The organism is Paraclostridium sp. AKS73 (assembly GCF_025671395.1).
Classification (GTDB): Bacteria; Bacillota; Clostridia; order Peptostreptococcales; family Peptostreptococcaceae; genus Paraclostridium; species Paraclostridium benzoelyticum.
On the sequence record NZ_JAIXHU010000008.1, the window covers coordinates 49,461 to 75,315 of the forward strand.

At 27.7% G+C, this 25,855-nt stretch carries 31 protein-coding genes, 2 pseudogenes and 1 riboswitch; all 33 genes and pseudogenes read right to left on the reverse strand.

The window, feature by feature from the left end; all coding sequences use genetic code 11:
* Positions 1-270 carry a flagellar biosynthesis protein FliQ gene (fliQ, locus tag LEQ07_RS06965; RefSeq protein ID WP_046821819.1) on the reverse strand — a complete coding sequence of 90 codons (270 nt, stop codon included), beginning with the start codon at positions 268-270 and terminating at the stop codon, positions 1-3.
* A 17-nt stretch (positions 271-287) separates the two neighbouring features.
* Positions 288-953 (reverse strand): flagellar type III secretion system pore protein FliP, encoded by a 666-nt coding sequence (fliP, locus tag LEQ07_RS06970; protein ID WP_046821807.1) that lies wholly within the window; start codon positions 951-953, stop codon positions 288-290.
* Positions 954-983: 30 nt separating this feature from the next.
* Complete coding sequence (locus tag LEQ07_RS06975; protein WP_263330053.1) at positions 984-1,340, reverse strand: hypothetical protein; 357 nt, start codon at positions 1,338-1,340, stop codon at positions 984-986.
* Between the two features lie 11 nt (positions 1,341-1,351).
* The gene (locus tag LEQ07_RS06980; protein WP_046821805.1) at positions 1,352-2,107 is read right to left on the reverse strand and encodes an OmpA/MotB family protein; all 756 of its coding nucleotides are present in this window, start codon (positions 2,105-2,107) and stop codon (positions 1,352-1,354) included.
* The gene (locus LEQ07_RS06985) at positions 2,097-2,249 is read right to left on the reverse strand and encodes a hypothetical protein (RefSeq protein WP_263330054.1); all 153 of its coding nucleotides are present in this window, start codon (positions 2,247-2,249) and stop codon (positions 2,097-2,099) included. Before LEQ07_RS06985 ends, LEQ07_RS06980 begins: the two co-directional genes overlap by 11 nt.
* A 23-nt stretch (positions 2,250-2,272) precedes the next feature.
* Positions 2,273-2,908 (reverse strand): motility protein A, encoded by a 636-nt coding sequence (locus tag LEQ07_RS06990; RefSeq protein ID WP_263330055.1) that lies wholly within the window; start codon positions 2,906-2,908, stop codon positions 2,273-2,275.
* A gap of 12 nt (positions 2,909-2,920) precedes the next feature.
* Positions 2,921-3,754: a flagellar basal-body rod protein FlgF gene (flgF, locus tag LEQ07_RS06995; RefSeq protein WP_046821803.1), complete on the reverse strand. Its 834-nt coding sequence runs from the start codon at positions 3,752-3,754 to the stop codon at positions 2,921-2,923.
* 4 nt (positions 3,755-3,758) lie between these two features.
* On the reverse strand, positions 3,759-4,346 hold the full coding sequence (locus LEQ07_RS07000) for a flagellar hook assembly protein FlgD (protein WP_052951953.1): 588 nt from the start codon (positions 4,344-4,346) through the stop codon (positions 3,759-3,761).
* A 94-nt stretch (positions 4,347-4,440) separates the two neighbouring features.
* Complete coding sequence (locus tag LEQ07_RS07005; RefSeq protein ID WP_263330056.1) at positions 4,441-5,568, reverse strand: flagellar hook-length control protein FliK; 1,128 nt, start codon at positions 5,566-5,568, stop codon at positions 4,441-4,443.
* A 14-nt stretch (positions 5,569-5,582) separates the two neighbouring features.
* Entirely contained in the window at positions 5,583-6,023 is a 441-nt protein-coding gene (gene fliJ, locus LEQ07_RS07010; RefSeq protein WP_046821801.1) for a flagellar export protein FliJ, read from the reverse strand.
* A 15-nt stretch (positions 6,024-6,038) separates the two neighbouring features.
* The gene (gene fliI, locus LEQ07_RS07015) at positions 6,039-7,346 is read right to left on the reverse strand and encodes a flagellar protein export ATPase FliI (RefSeq protein WP_263330057.1); all 1,308 of its coding nucleotides are present in this window, start codon (positions 7,344-7,346) and stop codon (positions 6,039-6,041) included.
* A complete protein-coding gene (locus LEQ07_RS07020; RefSeq protein ID WP_263330058.1) occupies positions 7,343-8,116 on the reverse strand; it encodes a FliH/SctL family protein in 774 nt (257 codons plus the stop codon). Before LEQ07_RS07020 ends, fliI begins: the two co-directional genes overlap by 4 nt.
* Positions 8,103-9,155 (reverse strand): flagellar motor switch protein FliG, encoded by a 1,053-nt coding sequence (gene fliG, locus LEQ07_RS07025; protein ID WP_263330059.1) that lies wholly within the window; start codon positions 9,153-9,155, stop codon positions 8,103-8,105. The genes LEQ07_RS07020 and fliG overlap by 14 nt, the downstream gene beginning before the upstream one ends.
* 13 nt (positions 9,156-9,168) lie before the next feature.
* Positions 9,169-10,628, reverse strand: a pseudogene (gene fliF, locus LEQ07_RS07030) (flagellar basal-body MS-ring/collar protein FliF).
* 136 nt (positions 10,629-10,764) lie between these two features.
* Entirely contained in the window at positions 10,765-11,079 is a 315-nt protein-coding gene (fliE, locus tag LEQ07_RS07040) for a flagellar hook-basal body complex protein FliE (RefSeq protein WP_021429568.1), read from the reverse strand.
* A 12-nt stretch (positions 11,080-11,091) separates the two neighbouring features.
* On the reverse strand, positions 11,092-11,496 hold the full coding sequence (gene flgC, locus LEQ07_RS07045) for a flagellar basal body rod protein FlgC (protein ID WP_046821798.1): 405 nt from the start codon (positions 11,494-11,496) through the stop codon (positions 11,092-11,094).
* A gap of 4 nt (positions 11,497-11,500) precedes the next feature.
* Positions 11,501-11,827: a flagellar basal body rod protein FlgB gene (gene flgB / locus LEQ07_RS07050; RefSeq protein ID WP_046821797.1), complete on the reverse strand. Its 327-nt coding sequence runs from the start codon at positions 11,825-11,827 to the stop codon at positions 11,501-11,503.
* 338 nt (positions 11,828-12,165) lie between these two features.
* Positions 12,166-12,252: riboswitch (cyclic di-GMP riboswitch) on the reverse strand.
* Positions 12,253-12,685: 433 nt separating this feature from the next.
* A pseudogene (locus LEQ07_RS20940) lies at positions 12,686-13,754 on the reverse strand (DegT/DnrJ/EryC1/StrS family aminotransferase).
* An 89-nt stretch (positions 13,755-13,843) separates the two neighbouring features.
* Positions 13,844-14,092, reverse strand: coding sequence for a hypothetical protein (locus tag LEQ07_RS07075; RefSeq protein WP_263330065.1), 249 nt, complete (start codon positions 14,090-14,092; stop codon positions 13,844-13,846).
* Positions 14,089-15,063: a DUF1698 domain-containing protein gene (locus LEQ07_RS07080; RefSeq protein ID WP_263330066.1), complete on the reverse strand. Its 975-nt coding sequence runs from the start codon at positions 15,061-15,063 to the stop codon at positions 14,089-14,091. The genes LEQ07_RS07075 and LEQ07_RS07080 overlap by 4 nt, the downstream gene beginning before the upstream one ends.
* Entirely contained in the window at positions 14,987-15,700 is a 714-nt protein-coding gene (locus LEQ07_RS07085; protein WP_263330067.1) for a hypothetical protein, read from the reverse strand. The genes LEQ07_RS07080 and LEQ07_RS07085 overlap by 77 nt, the downstream gene beginning before the upstream one ends.
* Positions 15,693-17,126 (reverse strand): glycosyltransferase, encoded by a 1,434-nt coding sequence (locus LEQ07_RS07090; protein ID WP_263330068.1) that lies wholly within the window; start codon positions 17,124-17,126, stop codon positions 15,693-15,695. Before LEQ07_RS07090 ends, LEQ07_RS07085 begins: the two co-directional genes overlap by 8 nt.
* 90 nt (positions 17,127-17,216) lie before the next feature.
* Positions 17,217-17,507: a hypothetical protein gene (locus LEQ07_RS07095; protein ID WP_263330069.1), complete on the reverse strand. Its 291-nt coding sequence runs from the start codon at positions 17,505-17,507 to the stop codon at positions 17,217-17,219.
* 32 nt (positions 17,508-17,539) lie between these two features.
* The gene (locus LEQ07_RS07100) at positions 17,540-18,472 is read right to left on the reverse strand and encodes a tetratricopeptide repeat protein (RefSeq protein ID WP_263330070.1); all 933 of its coding nucleotides are present in this window, start codon (positions 18,470-18,472) and stop codon (positions 17,540-17,542) included.
* 174 nt (positions 18,473-18,646) lie between these two features.
* Positions 18,647-19,696, reverse strand: coding sequence for a glycosyltransferase (locus LEQ07_RS07105; protein WP_263330071.1), 1,050 nt, complete (start codon positions 19,694-19,696; stop codon positions 18,647-18,649).
* Positions 19,697-19,782: 86 nt separating this feature from the next.
* Positions 19,783-20,595 (reverse strand): flagellin N-terminal helical domain-containing protein, encoded by an 813-nt coding sequence (locus LEQ07_RS07110; RefSeq protein ID WP_263330072.1) that lies wholly within the window; start codon positions 20,593-20,595, stop codon positions 19,783-19,785.
* A gap of 110 nt (positions 20,596-20,705) precedes the next feature.
* Positions 20,706-21,026 carry a flagellar protein FliT gene (locus LEQ07_RS07115; protein WP_263330073.1) on the reverse strand — a complete coding sequence of 107 codons (321 nt, stop codon included), beginning with the start codon at positions 21,024-21,026 and terminating at the stop codon, positions 20,706-20,708.
* An 18-nt stretch (positions 21,027-21,044) separates the two neighbouring features.
* A complete protein-coding gene (gene fliD, locus LEQ07_RS07120; protein WP_263330074.1) occupies positions 21,045-22,622 on the reverse strand; it encodes a flagellar filament capping protein FliD in 1,578 nt (525 codons plus the stop codon).
* A gap of 11 nt (positions 22,623-22,633) precedes the next feature.
* Positions 22,634-23,014 carry a flagellar export chaperone FliS gene (gene fliS / locus LEQ07_RS07125; protein WP_046823231.1) on the reverse strand — a complete coding sequence of 127 codons (381 nt, stop codon included), beginning with the start codon at positions 23,012-23,014 and terminating at the stop codon, positions 22,634-22,636.
* Between the two features lie 12 nt (positions 23,015-23,026).
* Complete coding sequence (gene csrA / locus LEQ07_RS07130) at positions 23,027-23,239, reverse strand: carbon storage regulator CsrA (RefSeq protein WP_025162497.1); 213 nt, start codon at positions 23,237-23,239, stop codon at positions 23,027-23,029.
* Positions 23,223-23,621, reverse strand: coding sequence for a flagellar assembly protein FliW (gene fliW, locus LEQ07_RS07135; protein ID WP_046823232.1), 399 nt, complete (start codon positions 23,619-23,621; stop codon positions 23,223-23,225). Before fliW ends, csrA begins: the two co-directional genes overlap by 17 nt.
* A 10-nt stretch (positions 23,622-23,631) precedes the next feature.
* The gene (locus tag LEQ07_RS07140; protein WP_046823233.1) at positions 23,632-24,564 is read right to left on the reverse strand and encodes a flagellin N-terminal helical domain-containing protein; all 933 of its coding nucleotides are present in this window, start codon (positions 24,562-24,564) and stop codon (positions 23,632-23,634) included.
* 16 nt (positions 24,565-24,580) lie between these two features.
* Entirely contained in the window at positions 24,581-25,855 is a 1,275-nt protein-coding gene (gene flgK, locus LEQ07_RS07145; protein ID WP_046823234.1) for a flagellar hook-associated protein FlgK, read from the reverse strand.

Below are 25,855 nucleotides of genomic sequence, written 5' to 3' on the forward strand. Positions count from 1 at the left end.
TTATCCTTTTATATTTGCAACCATATTCATAATTTTATTTGTAAATTGAATAAGCTCATTTAACATCCAAGCTCCACCGATTGCCAATGTAAGTGCTACAACTATTAACTTTGGTATAAAAGATAATGTTTGTTCTTGGATTTGAGTGGTTGCCTGGAATATACTTATTAGTAAACCTACCAATAAAGATAATATTAAAATAGGCCCTGCTATTAACATTCCTGTATATAAAGTTTCTTTTACTATGCTGACTACTACACTTTCACTCATTTTATTACGCTCCTCAATTATTGAAAACTTAGCAATAAAGATTTTATTAATAAATTCCATCCATCTACCATAATAAATAGTAACAATTTAAATGGCAGCGAAATCATAACAGGTGGCAGCATAAACATACCCATAGACATAAGTACACTTGATACTACTAAATCTATTAACAAGAATGGTAAATAAATTAAAAATCCTATTTGGAAAGCTGTTTTTAATTCACTAATAGAAAATGCTGGTATTAATACATACAAGGGTATATTTTCTCTAGTTAAATTTTTTTCATTTAAATCTGAGTTTTCAACAAATAGTTTTATATCTTCTTGTCTAGTCTGTTTTAATAAGAATTTTCTTATAGGTTTTTCTGCTTTTTCTACAGCTTCTTCAAACTTAATTTCATGGCTCATATAGGGTTTTAATGCTTGCTCATTTATTTGTTTCACGGTAGGAGCCATAATAAACATAGTCAAACATATTGCAAGTCCAACTAACACCTGATTAGGTATTGTTTGCTGAGCACCTAGTGCAGACTTTATAAAAGAAAATGTTATTATAATTCTTACAAAACTTGTCATCATAAAGACTATTGCACCTAAAAACATTAAACCGGTTAAAACTATAAACATTTTCATTAAAGGAGTATAATCGCTTAAATATGGTGTTATATCACTTAGTGTTTGCATCTTTCTTCTCCTTTAGCTTACCTATTAAATTTATAGGGCTTTGTATATCTTTTTTAAGTTTAATTTTTTAAACTTTAATTTATCGCCTTTTAATACATTGTTCTTTTGTCTTTTATCTTCTATCTCTTTTACGTCTTCTGGAGTTAAGTCTTTTATTCTTTCTATATTATTATTTGAGACTAACAACACACATCCATCTTCTCCTGTTTTTAAAACAACTAAATATGTATCTTTATTAATCCCAACTTTTTCTAAAATTTTTGTATATTTATACATTCCAACATTTTGTAAGTTAATTCCATTCATTTTATAAGCAATAGCAATTACTCCAATCATCAGAATTATAAATGCACTTAAGTTTACTAAGTATCTCAATGTTTCATACATAATAAGTTATCTTACTCCTTCGTGTCTTGACTTTGTTGCTGTTCTTGATTTTCTTCTTTCTTAACTTTTTCTTTTTTATCTATTATCAAAATATCTACTCTTCTATTTGTCGATCTGTTTTCTGGAGTATCGTTAGCTACTAAAGGTCTAAACTCTGCATATCCTTTTACTGCAAACCTAGTTGGTGGAACCTCTTTAGTCTCAACAAAGTATCTTACAACACTTACAGCTCTAGCTGTTGAAAGTTCCCAGTTTGATACATATTCTGAGTTATGTATAGGAATATTGTCTGTGTGCCCTTCTACTAAAACATCATTATCCATGTCTTTAACTAGTTTAGTTATAGTGTCTAATGCTTTTATACTTGTTTCTTTTAAGTCTGCTCTACCAGAGTCATATAGTATATTCTCATCTAGTTGAAGTACTATACCTCTGTCCTCTTCTCTTACTTTTACCGAGTCTTGAAGATTATTATCTTGTACTGCTTTATTAACTTTTTTTGCAAGGTCCTCTTTTTCTAAATTTGGTTTATCTACTCCCACTTTTAAATCTTCTATATTTTCAAGCTTTTCTATAGATGTGCTACCACCTAAAGAACTTTGTAAAGCTTTTGATAATTTACTTAACTTTTGACTATCTACTGCCGATATTGAATATAGTAGGATAAAGAAAGTAAGAAGTAGAGTTATTGTATCAGCATATGTGTCCATCCAAGACCCAGTTTCTACATCATCGCCTTTTCCTCTTCTTCTAGCTCTACGCGACATTTACTGCTTCACCTTCTATCGTTCCTCTAGTGTAATAAGATTTCTTCTCTTTTGGAGTTAAGAAGTTTACTAATTTTTCTTCAATAACTCTAGTGCTATCCCCATTTTGAATACTCATAATTCCACAAATCATCATATCCATACGTTCACATTCTTTTTCACCTTTTATTGAATATTAAATCCAATTGGATTTAATAATGCATTTGCCATTAATGCTCCATAAAATGTAGTTATAAGAGCTGCTGCCATACCACTTGCAATTGTAGATGGACTTCCCATGTCTGAAAGCATCTGAATTAATCCTATTAATGTACCAACCATACCAAATGCAGGTGCATAAGATCCCCATATTTTAAATATTTTTGATCCTGTACTGTATTTGCTTTCTACTTCATCTATTTCTATTTCTAATATTTCTTTAATATCTTCCATATCAATTCCATCTATAGCTAACTCTAAGCCTTTTCTTAAAAAAGCATCTTCTATTTCAGATACCTCTTGCTCTACGGCTAAAGGTCCGTCTTTTCTAACTTTTCTAGCTAATTCCTTAAATTGATCTACTAGATCAACTTTATTTATATTGCCTGATCGTAATGTTTCTTTAGTTATTTTTAATCCCGTTTTTAAATCTTCCATGGAAAATGTTGTAAGTACAGCTGCAAAAGATCCTCCAACTGTAATTGCTAAGGATGGCACATTTATAAATGCGCCAATCCCTGTTTTTCCTATTGCTATACCATATGCAACAAATCCAATAGCTAAGACAAGACCTACGGGAGTTAACATATCATTTTTTTTCATATTGCCCTCCTACTATCTTTTTAAGTTTATTATTTCCTGTAAAAGTTCATCACTTGTCGTTATAACTTTACTTGCTGCTTGGAATGCTCTTGTTGTTACTATCATTTCTGTGAATTCCTCTGATAAATCAACATTTGACATTTCTATAGCCCCTTGATTTATCTGCCCATATTTTACTCCGTACATAGCATTTCCTGAGTTAGCAGTTTCTCCATAAAGGTTTCCACTTAAAGATTCTAAACCTTCTGGATTTTGGAATACTGCTATTTTTAATGTTTGAGCATTTTCAACCTTTGTTCCATCTGCTAGTAGATATGAAACTTTACCTTCTTTTGATATATTAAAAGATAATACTTTTTGCATTTCTCCATCTGGATTAGGTTGTTCTTTTGGTATTTCTATTGGTTTTCCATCTGTATTTAAAACTTTATATCCATCAGCTGTTACTAAGTTTCCATTGGCATCTAATGTAAAAGATCCATCTCTTGTGTAAGCTTCTTGATTAGGTCCTACACTTACAACAAAGAACCCATCCCCATCTATAGCTAAATCTGTTGGTCTTCCTGTTGGTTGTATATTTCCTTGTACCATATTTCTAAATATTCCACTTACCTTCGTTCCAATACCTATTTGACCTGGGTTAACCCCTCCTATTACATTAGGATCTCCAGCCGCTCCCCCAGGAACACTTGAATATATTACCGTTTGATTTAATGCATCTGAAAATCTTGTAGTTGATTTTTTAAAAGCTGTTGTTCCAACATTTGCAACATTATTACCAACAACGTCCATTTTAGTTTGATTTGCCTTCATTCCACTTATTCCTGAATACATTGACTTTAACATATCATTACTCTCCCTTTTTATTTGTATTTGACTCTGAAGAGTCTTTATTTTCACTTGCTTTTATAAGAGACCCATATTCTATGGATTTTAATTCTCCTGTTTCATCTAATCTTACTTCCATATAAACAATACCATCTTCAATCTTTACGCCTTCTACTACTCCTGTAATAGTTTTTTTGTCATCTGTTTTGTTATCGTCTTTAACTACATTATTATTTTCCTCAGTATCTTCTTCCTTTGGAGCATAAGCTTCTATTCTTTTTCCTATAAGCGCTGATGCTGTACTCATTGCTGAGTTTATGAAAATTCCTTGATTATACCCTACTAGGTATGACATCCCTTCATTTAAACTTTGCATCTGCTCTAGTGTACTAAATTGAGCAAGCTGCGTTATATATTGTGTAGGATCCTGTGGATTTAAAGGATCTTGATTGCTCATTTGTGCTACTAATAACTTTAGAAATAAATCTTTATTAGTTTCTTCTCCTGGCATAACTATTTGTGTTCCATTTTCTGTTTTATTAGTAGATTTAGTATTTGCTACAGTTTTAGTACTTGATTGTTGTGTATTTACTTTCATAAAATTATTCATATTTTAACCTCTAAGCTAATATATTAAGATTTGATTCATCTATTTTATCTTCATCTAAATCCTCTATGGAATTTAGTGCTATATCATTATTTTACTACTTCTTTTTGCTTTTTTGTTCTTCTTTTCTGCTAAACTCTTGACTTAAATTATCAGAAAAGAAATTTTGATCATTTGATTTCATTTCAACAACTATGTCTTTAGCTTTTATTCCTAAATCGGCTAGATGTTTATTTATATCATTTAAATTTTTATTTAACATATTAAAAGTCTCTTCTTTTCCTACATGTATAAATACCTTTGTGGCTTCACTGTCTTTTAAAAGCTTTATTGTCATATCCCCTAATTCTTTAGGATTTATATTTACTTTAATTTCTTCTATATTGTTACTTTTCAAGTATTTAACCATTTTTATAAAATCATCACCAAGATTACTTGCACGTATAGTTACTGCTGGTAAATTTTTATTTGCAGCTGGTTCTTGAGTAAATGTTTTGTTGTTTATTATAGATAAATCACTTGCATTTTTATCTGCTATATTTTCTAGGATATTTAAGCTTTCATCTTTGCTTTTATCTTTTTGATTCACATCTACAATATTATTTTTATTAATATTTGTTGCTACACTTAATTCTTCATATGACTTTAAAGACTTTATCTCACTGTCTACTTTTTTAATTCCATCTTTCGGATTTCCATCCTGTTTATGTATATTTTCTGTTAGTTTATTATTTGATTCACCAGTTTTTTTCGACAATTCATCTATGTTTAGGCCTTTAGGTAAAATAATTTCATCATCCATTGGTAAATCTAAACTACCAGTTTTAGTAAATTTATCTAAATCAAAATTTAAATCAATATAACTACTCATTTCATCATTACTTAATTTCATCATCTTATCGATATCTAGCGTTTTTAAGTTTAAATTTAATTCGTTATTTATGCTTAAAATGGTATCGTTTATTGACTTCAAAATTTCTTCTTTTTTTAAATCTTTATTATCCATATCTTTTAATTTACTTAAATTTGAAAAAAGATTTTGAATTAATGATGCTATTAAATTACAATCTTCATTTTTTTGATCTACATTTGTATTTTCAATGTCCATATCTAAAGAAGCTAGTAAATCTTCAAATCCACCTTTACTTGATAACTTAGTGCTTAAATTACTTTTTCCAAGTGCTAAGTTTACTAAGTCGAAGGAAAAATCCAAGTTAAAATTCATATCTCAATCATCCTTTATGATATATTCTTTTTATTTCTGATGTACGCATATAAAGCAAATTCATCATTTTCTATTTGTTCTTTTCTCGCTTCTTCTTTTCTTAACTTTATAAATTTATTTTCTTTTAATGTCTCTAAGGATTTTCTATTTATTTGTTTTTCAATAAATTTATCTTTAGCTTCTACTACTATTCTTTCTTTTTCTACTAATATTTGATTACTTTGCTCTATAGTTTGACTTATTGAGTGAAGATAGTTTAATCTTACTTTCTGACTTATAGTATCCTCTACATCTTCAAACTGAGCATATTTTTTATAACTACAATCTAATTTTTTTATGTTATCTTCTATTACTTTTTTATCATTTTGTGCCTTTGTATATTCTAATTTACTTTCTTCTTCTTCTTTTATTTTTATATCTAATAACTTTTGTAGCTTAAACTTATAGTTTGTCACTTAAACCTCTCCTCGTTATTTGAATATGTTCTTTAGTTCAACTATACTCTCTTCAAATTTAGTTTTTTCATTTACACCTTGCTTTAAAAAAGAATTAACTTTATCTATGTATTCAATTGCTAAATCTATATTTTTATTAGAGCCATGTTCGTATGCACCTATATTAATTAAATCTTCAGCCTCTTTATATGTAGCTAATATATCTCTTGCTAAAGATGCACATTCTTGATGTTGATCCTCGCAAATTTCTTTCATAAGTCTACTTACACTATTTAAAATGTCTATAGCTGGGTAATGATTTTTATGTGCAAGCTCTCTAGATAGAACAATGTGACCATCTAAAATACCTCTTACTGTATCTGCGATTGGTTCATTAAAGTCATCTCCATCAACTAAAACTGTATAAAAAGCAGTTATCGACCCTTTATCAGACATCCCACTTCTTTCCATAAGTTTTGGAAGTAGTGCAAATACTGAGGGTGTGTATCCTTTTTGTGCAGGCGGCTCTCCTATAGCTAACCCCACTTCTCTTTGAGCCATTGCAAACCTTGTTACTGAATCCATCATTAAAATAACTTTTTTACCTTGATCTCTAAAATATTCAGCTATAGCTGTTGCGGTTAATGCCCCCTTTAATCTAAGTAAAGGTGATTTATCTGATGTTGCACAAACTACTACAGATTTTTTCATACCTTCTTCACCTAAATCTCTCTCTATGAAATCTAGTACTTCTCTACCTCTTTCTCCTATAAGCGCAATAACATTTACATCAGCTCTAGCTGTCTTTGCCATCATTCCTAAAGTTGTACTTTTCCCAACACCACTTCCTGCAAATATTCCTATCCTCTGCCCCTCTCCACAAGTCAAAAAACCATCAATTGCTCTTATTCCTGTAGGCATTATATTTTTTATTCTTGGCCTTTTCATCGGATCTGGGGGTTCATTTGAAAGACTGTACCTTTCTCCTCCTAAAACTTCTTCATCATCTATTGGATTTCCAATTCCATCAAGAACTTTTCCCAATAAATCATTACTACATTTGACACTAAGTGGTATTCCTCTAGCAACAACTCTACACCCAGGCGCTACTCCTGCAAGTTCTCCTAGTGGCATTAGAATTACATTTTTATCTTTAAAACCAACAACTTCACAGTTTATAGGCTCATCCGCATAATTATAAACTGTGCAAAGCTCTCCTACAAAAGCCTTTATACCTTCTACTTCAACAGTAAGTCCTATTATCTTCGTTACCTTACCTTCTGATATAACCTCTTTCACTTCTAAAACTTTATTTTTCAATCTTTCAAAGTCTATATCTATCATAAAAGTTCCTCTTTCACTTTTTCTAAAACACAGTCAACTCCTACTATCAATCTACCTTTATTGGTTTCAATTATTGCGTTTCCTGGTTCTATAAAGTCATCTGCTAGTATAAAGGATTCTCCTTTTATTAATTGTTGGCTTTTTAACTCATTTAATTGTTCATTAATTTTTTCTATATGGATTGCATTAGTTCTTATTACAAAATTTTCTTTAATTTCATATTCTTTTATAGTAGCTTCAAGTATATTATTCATAGAGTCTATATCTTTAAATTTTTCTTTAAGAACTTTTTCTGCTATAGATATACTCAAGCTAATAATGTCTTTTTTACTATCTTTTAAAAAGTCTGTAAATTGCTCATTGGATTGTAATAAAATATTACTTGCTTTATTTATAATCTCTTCTGACTCTCGTTTTGCTTTTTCAATATTATCTTCATATGATTCCTTGTATCCATCTTCATATCCATTTCTTAATCCTATGTTATGGCCTTCTTCATATGCTCTTTTTTTTATTTCTTCACATTCATTTTGTGCTTCTTGAACAATTCTTTCACTTTCTACTTGTGCATTTGATATCATATTTTCACAAGTATCCTTTGCTTGATGCAGTTGTTCTTCTATTTCTTCTTTGACTTTTAATTCTTCATTTTCATCAACTATTTCTTCATTATTAATTTCTTTTGGTTTAGAAGTAGTTTTTAAAGGCTTAACACCTTTAAAAACTATTCCATTAGATTTTAAAATACTGTTACTTTTAAATAAACTCATCGTCTGAACCTCTAGATAATGTTATTTCGCCAGCATCTTCAAGTCGTCTAACAACATTTACAATAGCTTGTTGAGCTTCTTCCACTTGAGATATCTTTACCTTGCCAAGTAAATCAATTTCTTCTCGTAATGCTTGTGATGCTCTTTGAGATTGATTTTTAAATATTGCAGTTGAGACATCCGCTGATGCTCCTTTAAGCGCAAATGCAAGGTCTTTAACATTAACTTCTTTAAGAATTCTTTGAATAGCCATATTATCAAGTCTAACGATATCGTCAAAGATGAACATGTTAGATTTAATTTCTTCAGCCAATTCTTCATTTTTCTGCTCGATAAATTTGATAATATTTTTCTCTGTTTTTCTATCAACATTTGTTAATATATCTACTAAGCTATTAACACCACCAGCACTTTCCATCTCTAACTTTCCTAAACTATTTAATTTTTCTTCTATAGCTTTGTCTATAGATTTTATTACAGCTGGTGATATGTTTGCTGTAGTTCCTATCTTAAGTGCAATTTCAAGCTTAAGTTCATCAGGTAATTCAGATAATACTACTGCTGCTTTATCAGGTTGAATATGAGCTAATATTATGGCTATAGCCTGAGGACTTTCACCTTGTATACATGCTAGTATTTGTTCAGGCTCAGCCTTTCTAGCTGATATAAATAATTTTGTATATGCATCATATTTTATACCTTCTAATAATTTAGTAGCTCTTTGACTTCCTAATGCTCCATTAAGTAAAGATTTTGCACAGTCAATTCCACCTTCTATTACAAACTCTTTTCCTTTATTTAACTCTATAAATTCTTGTAAAACCTCTCTTCTTTCTCTTGGCTTTACCGTATTTATATTAGCTATTTCAACCCCTATTTTTTGAATTTTTCTATCTGAAAGATTTTTTATTACACTTGAAGCTATCTCCGGACCTAATGTCATTAAAAGTATAGCTGCCTTTCTAGATCCTGTGACTCTTCTAAACTTAGGAATATCGCCTAAGTCATATGCATTACCTTTTACACCTTCTGTCTGCAAATAATCTCACCCTTTACTCATTTAACCAACTATTTACTAGGTCTGTAACTTGATCTGGATTATCAGCTGCAAATTGTTTAACTTCATCTTCTAAGCTAATATTTTCCTCATCTTCTTCTTCGTTACTATTTAATCTATTTTGTTCTAACTCTTCTAGTTTTTTGTTGATTAGTTCTATTTCATCTTCTTCATCTACATAATCTAGCTCACTAGATGCTTTCTTTTTCTTTATAATCATATAAATTATTGTACCTATTATTAAAAGTAAAATAATTACACTCAGTACACCTGCTATAATTAACACCCTTCCTAACGATTTGTCCTTACTTATAGCACTCTTTATAACTCCAAATGTAGAAGTATCTTCGTCTTTTGAGCCAAATCCCATAGAAACTACTTTAACACTATCTCCTCTTTTAGGTTGCATACCAACTGCATTTGCTACCATTCCTTCAACATTTCTTAGTTCTGCACTAGTAAGTGTTCCATTTATAGCAACTGAAGCAGTTATCCTATTTATGCCACCTTTAGCTTTTATTACTTTTGTCTCAGTTTTTCCAGTTTTATACTCTACTTCTTGATGAGTATCTTCATCTGTTCCTTTTCCACTTTCGTTAATATTGCTCATATTATTGTCTACAGCTCCACCTGAGTTTTCTCTTTCACTCGACTTGCTGCTTGATTTTGATTCCTTTGTAATTACTTTATTTGGATCTATTATAAGTTCAGTTTTTTCACTTGAATCAAAGTCCAAATCTGTATTAACACTAGCTCTTATATTTCCTTCACCAAATATAGGTTCTAATAAACCTAGTATAGATCTTTCTAAGTCTTTACTTAAATCTTTTTCAGCTTTAATAGATTCATCAACTTCACTTAAGCTATTTGTATGTACATTTCCTTTTTCGTCTATTAACCCATCTGATAATAACTTCATGTTCTGATCTATTACTTCAACATTTTGTTTTGGTACGTTTTGTGTACTCGCTGAAACAAGTGACATTATAGATATTACTTGATCTTGTTTTAATGTTTGACCAGGTGTTACATCTAGATAAACTGCAGCTTTACCAGGTACTGTTTCATTAGCAAATACAGATTCTTCTCCTTGTGTTATATGAACTCTAGCACTTTCTACTTGTGGAAAAACTTTTATAGTTTTTTCAATTTCACCTTGAATCATTCTTTGTTTTTTAATTTGGAATTCTTCATCAGTCATCCCAATGATGATCCCCCATCCATTAACTCAAATCCCTTAGATCCATTAGAAATGTTACTTGACAATTCCATTCTAAGTTTATCTACGTCTCCTTTGGGTACTAAAATACTATCACCTTTTATTTTAGTTTCTACCTTTTTTGACTCTAACTCTTTGGTTACCGCCGTAGCATCATTAGAATCTAACCCTGAAAAAAGTACTGCATACTTATTTGACTTTGCATAATTAATTCCAAATATTCCTGCTAAAATCAATGTTACAACTGCAGTTGCAATTATTATTTTCTTTTTTTTAGGAAGCTCAATAAATTGGTCTTTTTTTCTATCACAAAATCTTTTGTTTTTTGCGGAAATTCCTTTATATTCATTTAAAATTCTCCTTGCTATGAAGTTATAATTGGACTCTATTTAGCTCTTGATAAGCTTCATATATCTTATTTCTAACCTCAATCATCAACTGCATTGACAATTGCGCTTCTTGAGCTGACAACATTACATCATGCATAGAGACATTTTCTCCTTTTATAAGGTCTTGAATTTTTTGATTTGATTGTACTTGCTTATCATTAACTTTATCTAATGCTTCTTTTATTACATCTCCAAAGTTATTTTCTTTTTCAACTTTTCCTGTATTACTAGCTCCCGTAAGTAAATTATTATTTGTTGCTATATTGTTTATTGCATTTATAGTACTTATTCCACTCATAAACTACTCCTTTTACCTACCTATTTCTAAAGCTTTTGAAATCATACTTTTTTGTGCATTTAATGTATCTATATTTGATTCGTAAGATCTAGATGCTGTCATTAAATCAGTCATTTCAACTAAAATATCTACATTTGGATACTCCACATAACCTTGATCATCTGCATCTGGGTTATTTGGTTCGTATAATTTTCGAAGTGGAGACTTATCCTCCTCTATAGCTACTGATTTCACACCTAGCATACCTAACTTTTTATCATAATTTTCTTCAAATACAGGCACTTTTCGTCTATAAGCTCCGCCCTCTGATGTCCTAGTTGTTTTCATATTAGCTATATTTGATGATACAACATCCATTCTTAATCGCTCTGCCGAAAGTGCACTTGCACTTATTCTCATTCCTGAAAAAATGCTCATTTACTTACCTCCCTGTTATTACACTTCTACTCATCCCTAGTTTTATATTTGTCAAAGTTATAAGTGCGTTATATTCAAGAGTTGTAGCTGCCTGGTTAACTTTTTCATTTTCTAAATCAATATTATTCCCATCTTCTCTTACTTTTGATGAATTATCCGTTTTTATCTCAGGTTTAGTATTTTTATCCATAGAATCTTTTAGTGTATTTTCAAACTCTACATATTTTCTCTTGTAATTTGGAGTATTAATATTTGCAATGTTATTAGCAATAACTCTACTTCTTAATTCTGTTGCATCTAATCCTGATTTTATTAAATTGTAAACTTCCATTTTCCCCTCCAATGCTTAAAATGTTTTTTAGAATTAAAAAAAACTACTCTGAAAGAGTAGTTCATCACTTTTATAGAATATTATTACTAATTTTTTATTTGAAAATTAAAACAAAACGAGAAAAGAAAATTAGACATAATCATACCTTTATTGTTAATTTTTACATAAATAGCCTTTATAACATAAAGTATATACAAATTTATGTATTTTAAAAATATACACACTTCACCAATATGTATTAATATGATTTTATAGATTTTCTTAAAATTTTTTAGTATCTCTTTGCTTAATTTTACAATTTTAATATTAGCAATGATAACAAAAAGTTTTATTAACTCTTCGGTAACTGGCGAGCATAGCTTTTCAAAGCCTTAGCCCCTATAGTTTTGCGTAGCTAGATTTCCCTAGTTTTGCCCTTAAATATCATTTTTCGACTTACACTTACATTTTATACCAAAATGTTACTTATTTCAAGCTTTTACTTTTATTTTGGATAATTCTAAAATTTGATTTTTTTATAACATAATAATTCATCATTCTACATTAATTTGCAAAAGCTTCTCATTTAGTTTAATAATCGGCATTTTAATTTAAACCTTTATACTTTTTTTTGAAATTTATAAATCTTTTTTATATTTTTTATTTTCTTAATTTTAATAATTTTGATTGAATTTTTCTTGTTTACTTTTTTAAAATTAAAAAAACTAATTTTTTAAACTCAGTAAATTAATTATAAATAAATTCAAAGAGATATGAACTTTTGAGTTCATATCTCTTTGACGTGGTTGTTATCATTCACTAAATTCCACGTAATATTAAAACTGATAATCACTGTTTATAAATATTTTTAATGTTTATTTAGCAACTTTTCAATATTTGTATAATTTTATCTATATCTTTTTTATCTAAGCTTTCGTACAAAGGTAAACACAAAATCCTTTCAGATATACTCTCAGATTTAATAAACTCTTCTTTGCACTTTATATAATCTAATTTATTCAAAGAAGGATAAAAATATCTTCTAGGAAATATGTCATTATAATTCATCTTGTTTACACACTTTTTTAAAGTTTGTTCATCCCTAAATACAACAGGTAAATAAGAGTAATTTTCACTTGATAATAAATTCTGATTTTGAAATTCTAAATAATTTATATTTTTTAATTCTTTCATATAATACTCATATATTTCTCTTCTTTTTTACAATATTTTTTATTTCTGGCAACATACAAAGTCCCATAGCAGCTTGAAATTCGTTCATTTTATAATTGACTCCAAGACCTTCTATTTTTCCTCTGCCATCAAATCCAAAATTTATAAGTTGTTTTGCTTTTTGTACAAATCATCATCATTTATAACTATAGCCCCTCCTTCTATCGTATGGAACAGCTTAGTGCTATGAAAACTTATAGTCGAAATGTCACCGTAATTTAATATATTTTTATTTTTATATTCCACTCCAAAACAATGAGATGCATCATATATAACTTTCAATTTATTTTGCTATATGTTCTATCTCATCAATATTACACGCATTCCCAAATACATGTACAGGTACTATTGCAGAGGTTTTTTTATTGATTTTCTCTTCTATTTTCGATGTATCTATATTAAAACTATTTTCATCTATGTCTACAAACACAGGCCTCAAATTATCCCACACCATAGAACTAGTTGTTGCCACAAATGAAAATGGAGTAGTTATTATTTCACCTTTTAATCCAAGTAACTTGTATGCAAGATTTAATGCCATAGTTCCATTTGCTACAAGTACAATATTTTTCACTCCCAGGTATTCCTTTAATCTAACTTCCAATTCCCTTACCATTTTACCATTATTAGTAAGCCAACCTGATTGGTAAATTTCATCTATATACTGCTTATATTTTTCAATATCCGGTAAATATGTTTTTGTTACTGTTATCATAAACTACCTCTCAGTATTTTCTAATATAAAAATAGGTCGTTTATAAAATTCACTATTTTTATATATAGAATATTGGTCCAAATATTTATCTATAGTTTTTTATAAACTTCATTTTCTACATCATATTCTTTATTTTTTATAGATATGTACTTTTTATTTTTATTTTCAGCATATGCAATGTCTACTATATTCCACCCACTATTTTCAAACAATCTTATTTGATATTTTAACATTTCATACACTTCTTCAGGACTTACTATAGGAGTTAATTTATTACCTCCATGGTTATACCCCATTTGAAAAACTAAATACTTACATTTGTTTTTTAATAATTTCAAAAGTTTTCTGTATATACCATAAAGTTTTCTGTAGTTATATTTAAATCCTTATCGAAATCAACACCTGCATGATGTATAACATTAAAAAATATATAAATATCTCTATAATCTATATCTTTTATTTTTGATAAATCTACACCTTCTTCTATAACTTCTATGTTCTCCATATTAAAGTTTTCTTTTATTACTTTCATTAAATCACAGTGATTCCTATTTATCTCATATGCCAAAACTTTCTTATTTTTATATTCATTAGCTAGTGACAATGAAAAATATCCCGTATTTGCACCTATATCTCCTAGTGTTTTAAATTCAACTTCTGATATGAATTTTTTTACATACTCTAATCTCGTTCTATCACCTCTCCACTCTTCATTTATCTCTACTTTATAATCTATATGTTTAGATACAAAATCTGGTAAGTTTTGATAAATACTATGCTTTGATCCATCTTCATATAGTTTTTCTAATTCTCTAATATCCATCTTTAACCTTCCTTCAACTTCATAATTGTAAATATTTATAGTGTCATATCTTTTGTATATATCGTACTTCATATAAGAGTTCATAGTTTGTGTATCATTTAAATCGATTTTGCAATGATATACTAGACTTCTATTTTCTCTTTCAATCTGTTTTACCCCTCCATACCAAAAATACTTAACTTCATAATCTATTGGTTGTTTTTTTAAATCAATATTAAAACCTACATCAATTAAAAAATTTTCAAATATAGGAATATTAGCATCTACAAATAATTGCGACGGTCCCCATAATCTAGGGTTAGCTTCAATCATATAGTACTCATTCTTATATTTTTTAATTTCAACCATTATTAAGCCTTTATATTCAACATCTTTAAATAAATCTATAAAATCTCCATTAATTTTTTCTTTATGAATTCCAGATACTTCTGCCGCTATTATTGACTTTCCTAAGTCTTGTTGAAGTATGTTTTTTTGTGAAAACATATATACTCTCCATCTTTTTTAAATAATATAGTAAATAATATGACTGTCCATCCACATATTCTTGTATATAAAATTCATCTTCACTAAGTATCTTTAAATTTTCTTCCAGTTCTTCACGAGTTTTTATTATTATAGGCGAAAAAATATTACCACGTTGACTTATATAATTCTTAGGTTTTATAACTACAGGAAATTTATCAACTTTATTAACATCAATATTTTGGGGAGTTTTTATATTATAGTTGCTGCAAATTTTTCCAAATGAATATTTATCAGATATTTTTATATATAAATCTTCATCTACAATCGGAAGATGCATACCTAGCTCATATAAATAAATCCTATTTCCCAAAAAAAACCTATTCAAATACTCAGAACTTGGAAGAATTATAAATTTTTTTATCTCTTTGTTCTGCTTCAATATTTTACTTATTTTTTCCATTAAATTTAAGTTTAAATTACTATTTTCTCTTTTATATACAACGTATTTTTTGTAAATTGTATTTTCTATCATGTCATTTTTAGAACTAACAATAAACATTGGAATTTTGTATTTTTCACAAACTCTACAAAACGAAATTATAGCTCTTTGATTATATCCAGAGAATATTAAAATCCCTGTTCTGTATTTACTCATAAATTACCTCTTTTTGTTCACTTAACAATTTCTTATATACAATAAAATAATTCAATTTTAAAAATTCTATTATTTCTTCCTTATGCTTTTTATTTCTACACATACTTAGTCTCCATGATATGTATGCAGCTATTGAATTAAACAACCATAAATTTAAATCAATGTTTTTATCTTTTATATATTCATTTGCAGTATTTTTTAATTTTTCTAATTCTTCTATAGTATAAAAATCATATTCATTTGGCATATTATAAGAAATACTTTGTTGGTGTATTCTGTAAACTGCAACTTCCTCTTTTATAAAGCCAATATCTCCTCTTAACATCATTTTAAGATGTATAAATAAATCTTTTGATTTTGTATTTTCAGTTAAAATTCCCATTTCAACAGCATATTTTCTTCTAAATACAGTTGTAAGAATTCCCGTAATGTGTGGTGCTGTACTACCATAATTTATGAAGTATTCATATCCGTTGTTTATTGTATCTAGGGTAACATTAGTTTTATTTATTATTTTACCTTCATACATTAGCTTTACATTAGCAAAAACCATAGATAAATTTTCATTTTCCTCTAAAAGTTTAACTGCTTTTGATATATAGTCTTTTGATATCATAAAGTCATCATGATTAAATATCATTACATACTTACCGTCAACATAGTTATAAAAACTATTAAGTGAGTTTACACCCGCCCCTAAATTTTTTTCATGTCTTATATACCTAACTCTACTTTCATTTTTATATAATTGCATCATTTCATCTGTTCCATCACTTGAGCAGTCATCAGAAATAATGATTTCTAAATTTTCATAGTCTTGGTTAAGAAAGCTTTCTATAGCTTCTTTTAAATATAGTTTTTGATTGTAACTTGTTATAACTATTGATACTTTTGCTTTATTAGTTTTTGGCTCATAATATTCATAACCTTGAATGCAGTCTATCTTAGACTTGATTACTTCAAACTGTTCTTTATCAAAACATATATTTATAGCTTTTTTATAAAATGTCAAAGCATTTTCATAATCATTTTTATTTTCATAAATCCACCCTATGTTATAAAACACTTCTGCATTTAACAATTGCTTATTTAAACAACCTTCCATTACCTCTTCTGCACTTTGTATGTCTTTTAATTCTTTTAAAATTTCAAACTTATTCAAATTATATTCAATATCAGCTTCAAAATTATCATTATATATATTCAACAAGTTTTCAGCATTATTTAAATCTTTATGTTTTAAATATTCCTTTACATCTTTATTAATTTGAATCCTTTTTTTTACTTTATTTTCAAGTTCTCTAGAGTAAAAATAGTCATTTTTAAACTTTTCTAATAAATCAGAACTTAAAATACAACTAAAATCTTCTTTGTTTAATTTTCCAAGTAATTTAAGTGCATTACTATAATCTTGTTTCTCACACATACAAACTATTAAATCTAATTTTAATAAAATTTGTATTATATTCCTTAAAAAGAAAGGTTGTCTTTTTATAAATACTTTATCTAATTAATTTTAAAAGTTTTTATTTTTGTTTAGTATATTTTTAAATATTTCATATGATAAATCAAATTCATAATTTTGTATCGTTCTAAAAAATCTATAACATATAGATATAAATACTATTACATCATCTTTTGTTTCTCCCTTGAAATTTTTTATATATTCACTCATATTATGATTAGTTAGATTTTTTCCAATTTTAAATTCTATAAATTCATATAAATCTATATCATTTTTAATTTGATATATTAGCATCAAATCTTTATAATTTTCATTTAATTTATCAATTTCATTCTTACACATACTTAATAATTCAAAATCTGTTGAATCTCTTATTATTTTTTTATAAAAGCTTCAGACTCTTCTATATCCATTAAACATTCTTTTACATATGCAATATTAAAAATCGTATCAAAATTTGAAACATCAAGCATATACGCTTGTTTTAGTAAACGTTGTGCTTCTTTAAAATCTTGTACTGATATTTTGATAATAGCTTTTATGTTTAAAATTTGTATGTCATTTTCAAACATAGCTTCATTTTCTATTAATAATTTTTCTGCTTCTTTTATATTTCCTTGATTTATACTTAATTCAATCATAGATTTAAATTGTTTTTTTAAATTTTTCATATCAAGACTTTCATTAAAGTCTTTTTCAAAATTTAAAATTAAAAATTCTAATCCTTTTTTATAATTAGTATTAGATATTAATAAATGCTTCATTATTTTTAAATATTTAATTTTATCAAGTTCTTTAATTCTTTGGGTTCTAACTATATTTATTATTAGATTTTGATCTTTATCATTTATAAATTCTACTAATTCATCTTCATTTAATTTATCATTATAAATTAATCTCAAATAGTCATAACCATACATTATATACATTAAAAATAAGTTTATATATTTTTCGTCTTCCAAATTTCCATATATCAACATTTGCTTCAATGCAGGAACATAAAATTTAAGCTTATTTATATCCAATGTCGTTTCTTGATTTATTAAGTATTCATATAAATCTAAAATAAAATCTCTTCTATTATTAATTAAATATTCAAAATACATTTCAATTTTATTAAAATCAATTTCTTCCAACAATAAATTCAAATCATATTCTTTAAATCCAAAGTAAATTATATCCCCATAATAATTTTCTTTTTCTTCACTTAAAATCATTATTAATTCATTTAAATTTAATTTTTCTCCTAGTCTTATCTTATTAAGTAAACCATAATTATCTTCTATATTTGAAAAAACTTTAAACAAATTTTTTTATCTGATTTAGGTATATTTAACAACATAGCTTCTATACTACTTTTAAATATATTTTTCAGTAATAGTTAATTCTTTTTCATATACATATTAACTATTTCATATTCTTTTTTAATTTCACCAAACTCATAAACAATATATTATATATTTTACTTACTTGATTAGAGTTTATTTTTTTGATTCTATCTCAACTTTTTCATACATTCCTAAATTGTAATATATATTAATCATGTCTAGTTTAGCGTTTTCTCTAAAGCTTATCGTATCGCATACGCTATATAAGTCATTAGCTTGAGTTGATATTTCATAATTGTCTAATAAATACAAATATCTATTGTAATTATCTAAGCTTTCCTTATATTTTTTAAGGTTATTTTGACTTATTGCAATATAGCAATAAATATCAATATTCTTATTATCATTTTTTATATAGTCTTTACATAGCTTTTCACATTTTTCGTATTCATTTAACTCAATATATAATTTTGCTAGCCCTGAAATTACATATGAGTATGTAATTCTAGACTTATTGTATATTTTATGGCACTTTTCCATATAAATAAGAGCCTCTTCTTTTTCTCCAAAAGCTGAATAGTTCATAGCTAACTGATAGCATACGTAAGGGTTATTAGGATTGGCTTTTAATTCAGATAGTAAAATCTTCTCATTTCTATTAAGTTTTTTTTGTTTAACCTCTTCATTTTTATACATATATCCATAGTGATTAAAGTTAGCTATATCGTTAAATGTAGGTTCTTTGTATATTGGTTGTTCATGTATAGCACCTTCATATCTAAAATCTCTATCTTTTTTAAATAATCTAACAATAGACGCTTTGTTAAAAAGCGTTCTATCTTCTGACATTATGTTTGTTAATTCTATAGATGCACTACTATATTTTTTATGTAGCCCATTTTTAAAGAAATTAATTAAATTCTCATAGTTAACCAATTCTTCATCTGCATCTACTATAAGTATCCATTCTCCTTTTGCATACCCTACTGATATATTTCTCATTTGAGCAAAATTATCATTCCACTTTTCAAAATAAACTTTTTTTGTATATTTTTGAGCAATTTCAATACTTCTATCTGTGGATCCTGTATCCAAAATTATAAGTTCACTCTTTATATTGTTCATTAAAGGATTTAATGATTTTAAAGTGTTATCTAAATATTTTTCCTCATTTTTTATCATCATAACTATACTTAGCAGCATAATATTATATCCTTTCAATTTTAATTAAATTTAAAAATAAAGAGTAAAGCATATGCTTTACCCTTTAGTTTAAAACTTAATTATTATTATCTTAATAATTGAGTTACAGATTCTGGTTGTTGCTTAGCTTGTGCAACCATAGCTTGAGATGCTTGGTTTAATATGTTTAACTTAGATAAGTTAACCATTTCTTTAGCAACATCTACGTCTCTTATTCTAGACTCTGCAGCTGATAAGTTTTCAGAAGATGTAGTTAAGTTAGAAGAAGTGTATTCTAATCTATTTTGGATTGCTCCTAATTTAGATCTTCCGTCGTTTATAGATTCTAAAGCAGTATCTAAAGCAGTTACTAATGCAGTAGCTTCAGCTTCACTTCCAGCTTTAACAGCTGTACTTAATGTACCTTGTATAGTTTTTAAGTTTATATTAGATATAACTCTTGTTTCTTGATTTGCACCAGCTTGTATAGTCATAGTAGCATTAGTTCCATCTAATATAGTTTTTCCGTTGAACTTAGTTTCAGAAGCTATTTTACCCATTTCTTCATTTAACTGACTTAACTCTGTGCTTATCTTAGTTCTATCTTCAGCTGTTAAAGTAGAGTTTCCAGCTTGAACTCCTAATTGTCTCATTCTTTGAGCTATGTTTCCAGCTTCTTCTAAAGCACCTTCTTGAGTTTGTACCATAGATATACCATCTTGTACGTTTCTATCTGCTTGTTCCATACCTTTTATTTGAGCTCTCATTTTCTCAGATATAGCAAGACCTGCAGCGTCATCTCCAGCTTTAGTTATTCTTAATCCAGTAGATAATTTCTCCATAGATTTTCCAGATAAAGCAGTGTTTTTGCTCATTTGGTTAGTTGCTATCATAGCATTCATATTAGTGTTTATTCTCATGATTTTACTCTCCTTAGTTTTTTACGACATCCTTGTCTTTTTATTTTATATGCAATTACTTGGCCAAGTATCGCTTACAATATTATATATCGGAACCATTTAGAAAAACTTTACACTTTTTTATTAAAAATATTTAAATTTTCTTTACCTATGTTAATATAGGACATACTAGCTTTTTTTGATCTATTGTGTTCTTTTATTTCTTCTTTTGTACTTTCTATCTGTTCTTTTACTAAAGACTTTATAGTCTCATCTATATTAAGTATATTTTCTTTTAAAAGTATATCTTTAAATTGTTTTGAATTAGTTACATCATCTAGTATATTTTGTCTTATGTCTAAAAGTTCATTTATCTCTTCTATATCTTTATTCTTTAATTTATTTATTATATCTAATGATATATCTTTATATTTATTAGCAAGTTCAATCATAATTTAACCTCTTTAAGTTTACATTTGTGCAAAATAATTCATCTGTGAATTAAGTTTATTCATACTTGCTTCCAATTGACCAAATTGTTTGTATAATTTATTTTCTCTATCATCCATTTTTCTTTGAAGAAGCTTTATAGCATCTTCTTGTCTTTTTATTTGCTCTGAATAAAAATTATTCACAACTGATGAAGTTTTTTCAAGCCCGGCCTTTTTAGCAAAAACAGATGATGAAGTTCCTACATAATCATACATAGTATCTTTCATTTTTTCTAAAACACTATCATTTCCACCTGCAAATGCATCATATACTTTTTGACTGTTGTTTTGAAGTGCTTTTTTAAATTTGTCTTCATCTAAAGATAATTGACCCTTTTTTGTGTAATCTTCACTTGAAGTTAATCCACAATCCATTAAAAACTTCATATCGTCTCCAAATATTGCATTTTGCATTTTATCCATGAAGCTTCTCATCTCAGAATCATTTCTTAATAATCCTTCTTTAGCTTTCTTTTCCCATCTTTCAATTTCCTCTTCACTCATATCTTTCTTTTGAGCTTCTGTTAATGGAGGATACTCTTTATTTGCTTTTTCTGTAACAAGCGAATATATTTTATCCATTATCTTATTATAGTCTTCTACAAATTTTTTCATATTATCAACTACAGGTTGTACATCTTCTTTTGAAGTTATGTCACAAGTACCCGTAGTGTGAACATTATATGTTATTCCATCTATACTAAATGAATTAGACTCTTCATTTAATGTTTTTGTAAATGATCCATCTTTTGCTTTTACTTCTATTTGTGAATTTGATCCTTTTTCACTTCTTGAAATTCCTAAAAAGTCTAAAGTTCCACTTTCATTTCCAGAAGCATCTACTATTTGTAGCTTAGAATTCTCTCCTGTTTTAGTACTTTGAATAGTAAATTCACCTGTCATTTCACTATAAGATGCTTTAACATTTCCATCTGTACTATCATTTATCTTCTTTATTAAAGTGTCTACAGTATCAGCAGGCTCTTTTACTACTTTATTCCCATCTTTATCTAATACAAAATTCCCATCACTATCTTTTTCATATAAAGGTTCTGTTCTTATTGTTATCTCTTTAGATATATCTGTGTCTTTATCTCCGAATTTTATTGAAAACTTTTGCTCTCCACTTAAACCTAAAGATTCTAATGAGCTATCTTTTTTTATATCCACATTATTTATAGCTTTACTTGAACTCATTTTAGCTGATTGAGCTAGCTTTACAACATTAAAGCTATAATCAACTCTATTAGCTCCTGCACTTCCTGACGCTGTAATTACATTTTCATTTGAACTTCCTATAGTTAATGTATTCCATGCGCTACTACTCATTATAGAATTTGGAGAAGTTACTGAAAAATACTTATCTTGTAACGATTTAATATCTTTCATCACTTCCCTATATATTTCTTGTTGCCATTTTACTGTCTGTTGTTTTTGCTTTGCTTTATCAATTTTTTGTTGTTCTCCTGAAAGCATGTCTTTTATCATAGCATCAGTGTCCATACCAGTTGCAAGACCTGGAATCCTTACGCTACTTGCACTTCCAACACTTGTCATAAAATTACCCCCTATTTACCAGTTTTAATTCTCATATCAACTTCATGCCACATATCCCTTACTTCCTCTATCAAAGGAAGTACTTCATCTATTATTTTTATATCTTTTTTCATATTTGCTTTAGCTAATTCATTTTTTATATATTCATATAAATGATATAAATCATCCATAGCTTTAGAACTTCTATCCATAGTTATCATAAGTTCTAAGAATATATCTTGAACTCTCACTAATTCTTTATGAGCTCTTTCTATATTTCTATCAAGTATAGCTAACCTGGCTATTTTTGTATATTTAACCGCTCCATCTAATAGCATTAAAAGTAGTTGCTCTTTAGATGCTGTATTTACGGAATTTTGTTTGTACGCATTATATGGATTTGCCGTATACATGTATTACCTCACCTACTTAAAATAATTTAAAATATCATCTAATTTAGCTATAGCACTTGAATTTTCTTCTTTTACTTTTTCATATATTTCTTTTCTAAGTATTATCTTATCCTTTGGTGCATCTATAGCTAATTTAACACTTCCGTCCTCAACCTTAACTATCTTTATTTCTATGTCATCTCCAATTAATAATGACTCATCTTTTTTCCTAGAAATTACTAACATCTTTACCACATCCTATTAAAGGTTCTTTTATATCATATTTATCATCTTGTAATATTAACTGTACACCTAATTTATTTTTTACACTCATTACTAGAGGTGCCTTTAGATTTACTGTGCTATTTTCTAGTTTTTTTCCAAGTGTTACTAGATTTAATAGGAGTACATCTTCTGGCTTATCTATTTTTAATAAATTTATGGTGTCAGCATCTAATTTAATTTCATAATCTTTTTTTATATCAAATGGAGATACAGCTATAAACCCTACACTTTTATCATCCATAGAATTTACAACTTTAAACTTTGGATTTTCTTCAATCTCACTTATTTCAAAATTTTTATGATTTTCAAACCCTGGAAGTCCTTTTTCAAATACTATTTTCATAATTTCACCTCTATCTTAAATAATCTAATATACTAGGTTGTATAAGTTTTGCTCCAACTTGAATCGATGCATTGTACACCATCTCTGCAGATTTTAATTCTATAAATTTATCTACATAATTTACATCTTGCTCTAATGATAATACACCTTTCATATTTAATATATTTTCATCGTTAAGATCTTTTATCTTTTCTGCTGTATTTACTTTCACCCCAAATTTAGTTCTAGTATCAACAGTATGATTAAAAAAGTCATCTATATTTTTCTTTACATCTCCCAATAGCTCTTTTTTATTGTCTTCTACATCTACGCCATTAGCTATATCATTCATAAGTTTTGATAAATCATTTATTGAATCTAAATAGTTCTTTCCATCTTTATTGAATATTTCACTTGCAGAAACATTATAATCCAAGTTTATCCCATCAGAAATTTCAGCTTTTAAGTCTTCCTCATTTATGTTTGGATTTAATTTTAATGTAACAACTCCATCTTTTTCTTCTATTTGCACAGGAGGTTCATTTACAGAAGTTCCTCCAAACATGTATCTTCCACCGTGAGTAGTGTTTAAAGTTTCTCCTAAAGCTTTTATCTTCTCATTCATTTCAGCTTGTATAGCCTTCATTTCTTCATCTGAGTAAGTTCCGTTTCCAACCTTTAATATACTGTTTTTTATATCTCCAAGTAGAGTTCCAAACTCTTCTAAGTTAGCATCAGTGTTATTCATCCAACCTACAACTTCTTCTACATTTTGGTTATGCTTTTCTGCATACTTAATTTCATTATTCAAATTCATTATTTTTATAGCTTTGTGTGGATCATCTGATACTCTATTTATTTGTTTTTGTGAATCTAATTGTTTATTTAAATTGTCCATTCTTTGTAATCCTTGTTGAACGTCATACATATGATTTCTAATCATTGATGAATTTGTTATTCTCATAATTACCCTCCTTAAATTATCTTACTAGACCATTTATTACAACATCTAGTAATGAGTCTATAGTCGAAACTACCTTTGCACTAGCATTATACGCATGCTGAAATTGTATCAAGTTTATCATTTCTTCATCCAATGATACTCCCGATACATTTAATCTTGAATTATCTATTTCTTTTAAAACCTTGCTTTGGTTTTTTTCATTCCTTCTAACTTCTTGAGTTTCATTTCCTAATCTCTGTATTATACTATTGTAGAAGTTATCTATAGTTATATCTTCTCCCCCGATACTTACCTTTTCATCTTTTAATTTATACATTTTTTGTGCAGTTTCTGCAGTTATGTTTAAGTCTGTAGTTTTATCTAAAATATCATCTTTTACTTTTAATATAGAATCTGTTCCCGTTTCGAATAAATCTATGCCTAAAGCATCATTTACACTTTTTTTAATTCCTTCAGCTAATTCTTCTAAATCCTTTTTGTACCCATCTATTTTATCAAGCATTTCAAAAGACCCTTGAATTTCTCCAGATATACTTGGTATCTTTTTCAAATCATCTTCAGTTATATTTTCTCCGCTTGCTATTTTATCCTTTAATAGGTTTTGAACATTTTCATCATTTATGTTCATTTTAAAACTTAAATCATCTAAAATTCTATCTCTTTCATCAAGTAAATCATTAGGAGATTTTCCGCTACCCTCAACTAGTTTAATTTGCTTATCAAGTTCTTTTAATTCTTTTAATTTTCCATTTATATCATCTATATTTTCATTTAATTTCTTTTTAGCATTTTCACTTAACTCATTTAATTTTTTATATACATTACTTATATTTTTAGCTAAGTAATCACTGTTTTGTATAACTATATCCTTAGATCCAACATCATTAGGATTTTTTGAAAGTTCTTGCCAACTCATAAAGAAATTATTTATAGATGAAGAAATCCCCGTTTCAGATGGTTCATTAAATATTGTTTCCATAGTACTATAGTGATCATATTTAACACCTATTTGCCCATATGTATGACTTTCATTTCTAAATTGGAAATCATAAAATGAATTCCTAACTCTAACGATATCAGTTATTTCAACTCCTGTTCCCAATTGTCCAGCACCTAACTGACTATTATAACCAGGATAACTGTATGCACTTCTTGCTTTTTGTTCTACTTGTTGTCTTGAATATCCTGGAGTATTTAAGTTATTGATATTATGAGAAGTCGTTTGTATAGATGCTTGACTTACACCCATACCAGTTCTTGCTGATTGTAAACTACCTAATAATCCTGACAT

Coding starts and splice junctions, on each gene's coding strand:
- fliQ (WP_046821819.1), bottom strand. CDS start 270: ATGAGTGAAAGTGTAGTAGTCAGCATAGTAAAAGAAACTTTATATACA.
- fliP (WP_046821807.1), bottom strand. CDS start 953: ATGCAAACACTAAGTGATATAACACCATATTTAAGCGATTATACTCCT.
- LEQ07_RS06975 (WP_263330053.1), bottom strand. CDS start 1,340: ATGTATGAAACATTGAGATACTTAGTAAACTTAAGTGCATTTATAATT.
- LEQ07_RS06980 (WP_046821805.1), bottom strand. CDS start 2,107: ATGTCGCGTAGAGCTAGAAGAAGAGGAAAAGGCGATGATGTAGAAACT.
- LEQ07_RS06985 (WP_263330054.1), bottom strand. CDS start 2,249: ATGGATATGATGATTTGTGGAATTATGAGTATTCAAAATGGGGATAGC.
- LEQ07_RS06990 (WP_263330055.1), bottom strand. CDS start 2,908: ATGAAAAAAAATGATATGTTAACTCCCGTAGGTCTTGTCTTAGCTATT.
- flgF (WP_046821803.1), bottom strand. CDS start 3,754: ATGTTAAAGTCAATGTATTCAGGAATAAGTGGAATGAAGGCAAATCAA.
- LEQ07_RS07000 (WP_052951953.1), bottom strand. CDS start 4,346: ATGAATAATTTTATGAAAGTAAATACACAACAATCAAGTACTAAAACT.
- LEQ07_RS07005 (WP_263330056.1), bottom strand. CDS start 5,568: ATGAATTTTAACTTGGATTTTTCCTTCGACTTAGTAAACTTAGCACTT.
- fliI (WP_263330057.1), bottom strand. CDS start 7,346: ATGATAGATATAGACTTTGAAAGATTGAAAAATAAAGTTTTAGAAGTG.
- LEQ07_RS07020 (WP_263330058.1), bottom strand. CDS start 8,116: ATGAGTTTATTTAAAAGTAACAGTATTTTAAAATCTAATGGAATAGTT.
- fliE (WP_021429568.1), bottom strand. CDS start 11,079: ATGAGTGGAATAAGTACTATAAATGCAATAAACAATATAGCAACAAAT.
- flgC (WP_046821798.1), bottom strand. CDS start 11,496: ATGAGCATTTTTTCAGGAATGAGAATAAGTGCAAGTGCACTTTCGGCA.
- flgB (WP_046821797.1), bottom strand. CDS start 11,827: ATGGAAGTTTACAATTTAATAAAATCAGGATTAGATGCAACAGAATTA.
- LEQ07_RS07080 (WP_263330066.1), bottom strand. CDS start 15,063: ATGTTTTCACAAAAAAACATACTTCAACAAGACTTAGGAAAGTCAATA.
- LEQ07_RS07085 (WP_263330067.1), bottom strand. CDS start 15,700: ATGAGTAAATACAGAACAGGGATTTTAATATTCTCTGGATATAATCAA.
- LEQ07_RS07090 (WP_263330068.1), bottom strand. CDS start 17,126: ATGTGTGAGAAACAAGATTATAGTAATGCACTTAAATTACTTGGAAAA.
- LEQ07_RS07095 (WP_263330069.1), bottom strand. CDS start 17,507: ATGTGTAAGAATGAAATTGATAAATTAAATGAAAATTATAAAGATTTG.
- LEQ07_RS07105 (WP_263330071.1), bottom strand. CDS start 19,696: ATGCTGCTAAGTATAGTTATGATGATAAAAAATGAGGAAAAATATTTA.
- LEQ07_RS07110 (WP_263330072.1), bottom strand. CDS start 20,595: ATGAGAATAAACACTAATATGAATGCTATGATAGCAACTAACCAAATG.
- LEQ07_RS07115 (WP_263330073.1), bottom strand. CDS start 21,026: ATGATTGAACTTGCTAATAAATATAAAGATATATCATTAGATATAATA.
- fliD (WP_263330074.1), bottom strand. CDS start 22,622: ATGACAAGTGTTGGAAGTGCAAGTAGCGTAAGGATTCCAGGTCTTGCA.
- fliS (WP_046823231.1), bottom strand. CDS start 23,014: ATGTATACGGCAAATCCATATAATGCGTACAAACAAAATTCCGTAAAT.
- csrA (WP_025162497.1), bottom strand. CDS start 23,239: ATGTTAGTAATTTCTAGGAAAAAAGATGAGTCATTATTAATTGGAGAT.
- fliW (WP_046823232.1), bottom strand. CDS start 23,621: ATGAAAATAGTATTTGAAAAAGGACTTCCAGGGTTTGAAAATCATAAA.
- LEQ07_RS07140 (WP_046823233.1), bottom strand. CDS start 24,564: ATGAGAATAACAAATTCATCAATGATTAGAAATCATATGTATGACGTT.
- flgK (WP_046823234.1), bottom strand. CDS start 25,855: ATGTCAGGATTATTAGGTAGTTTACAATCAGCAAGAACTGGTATGGGT.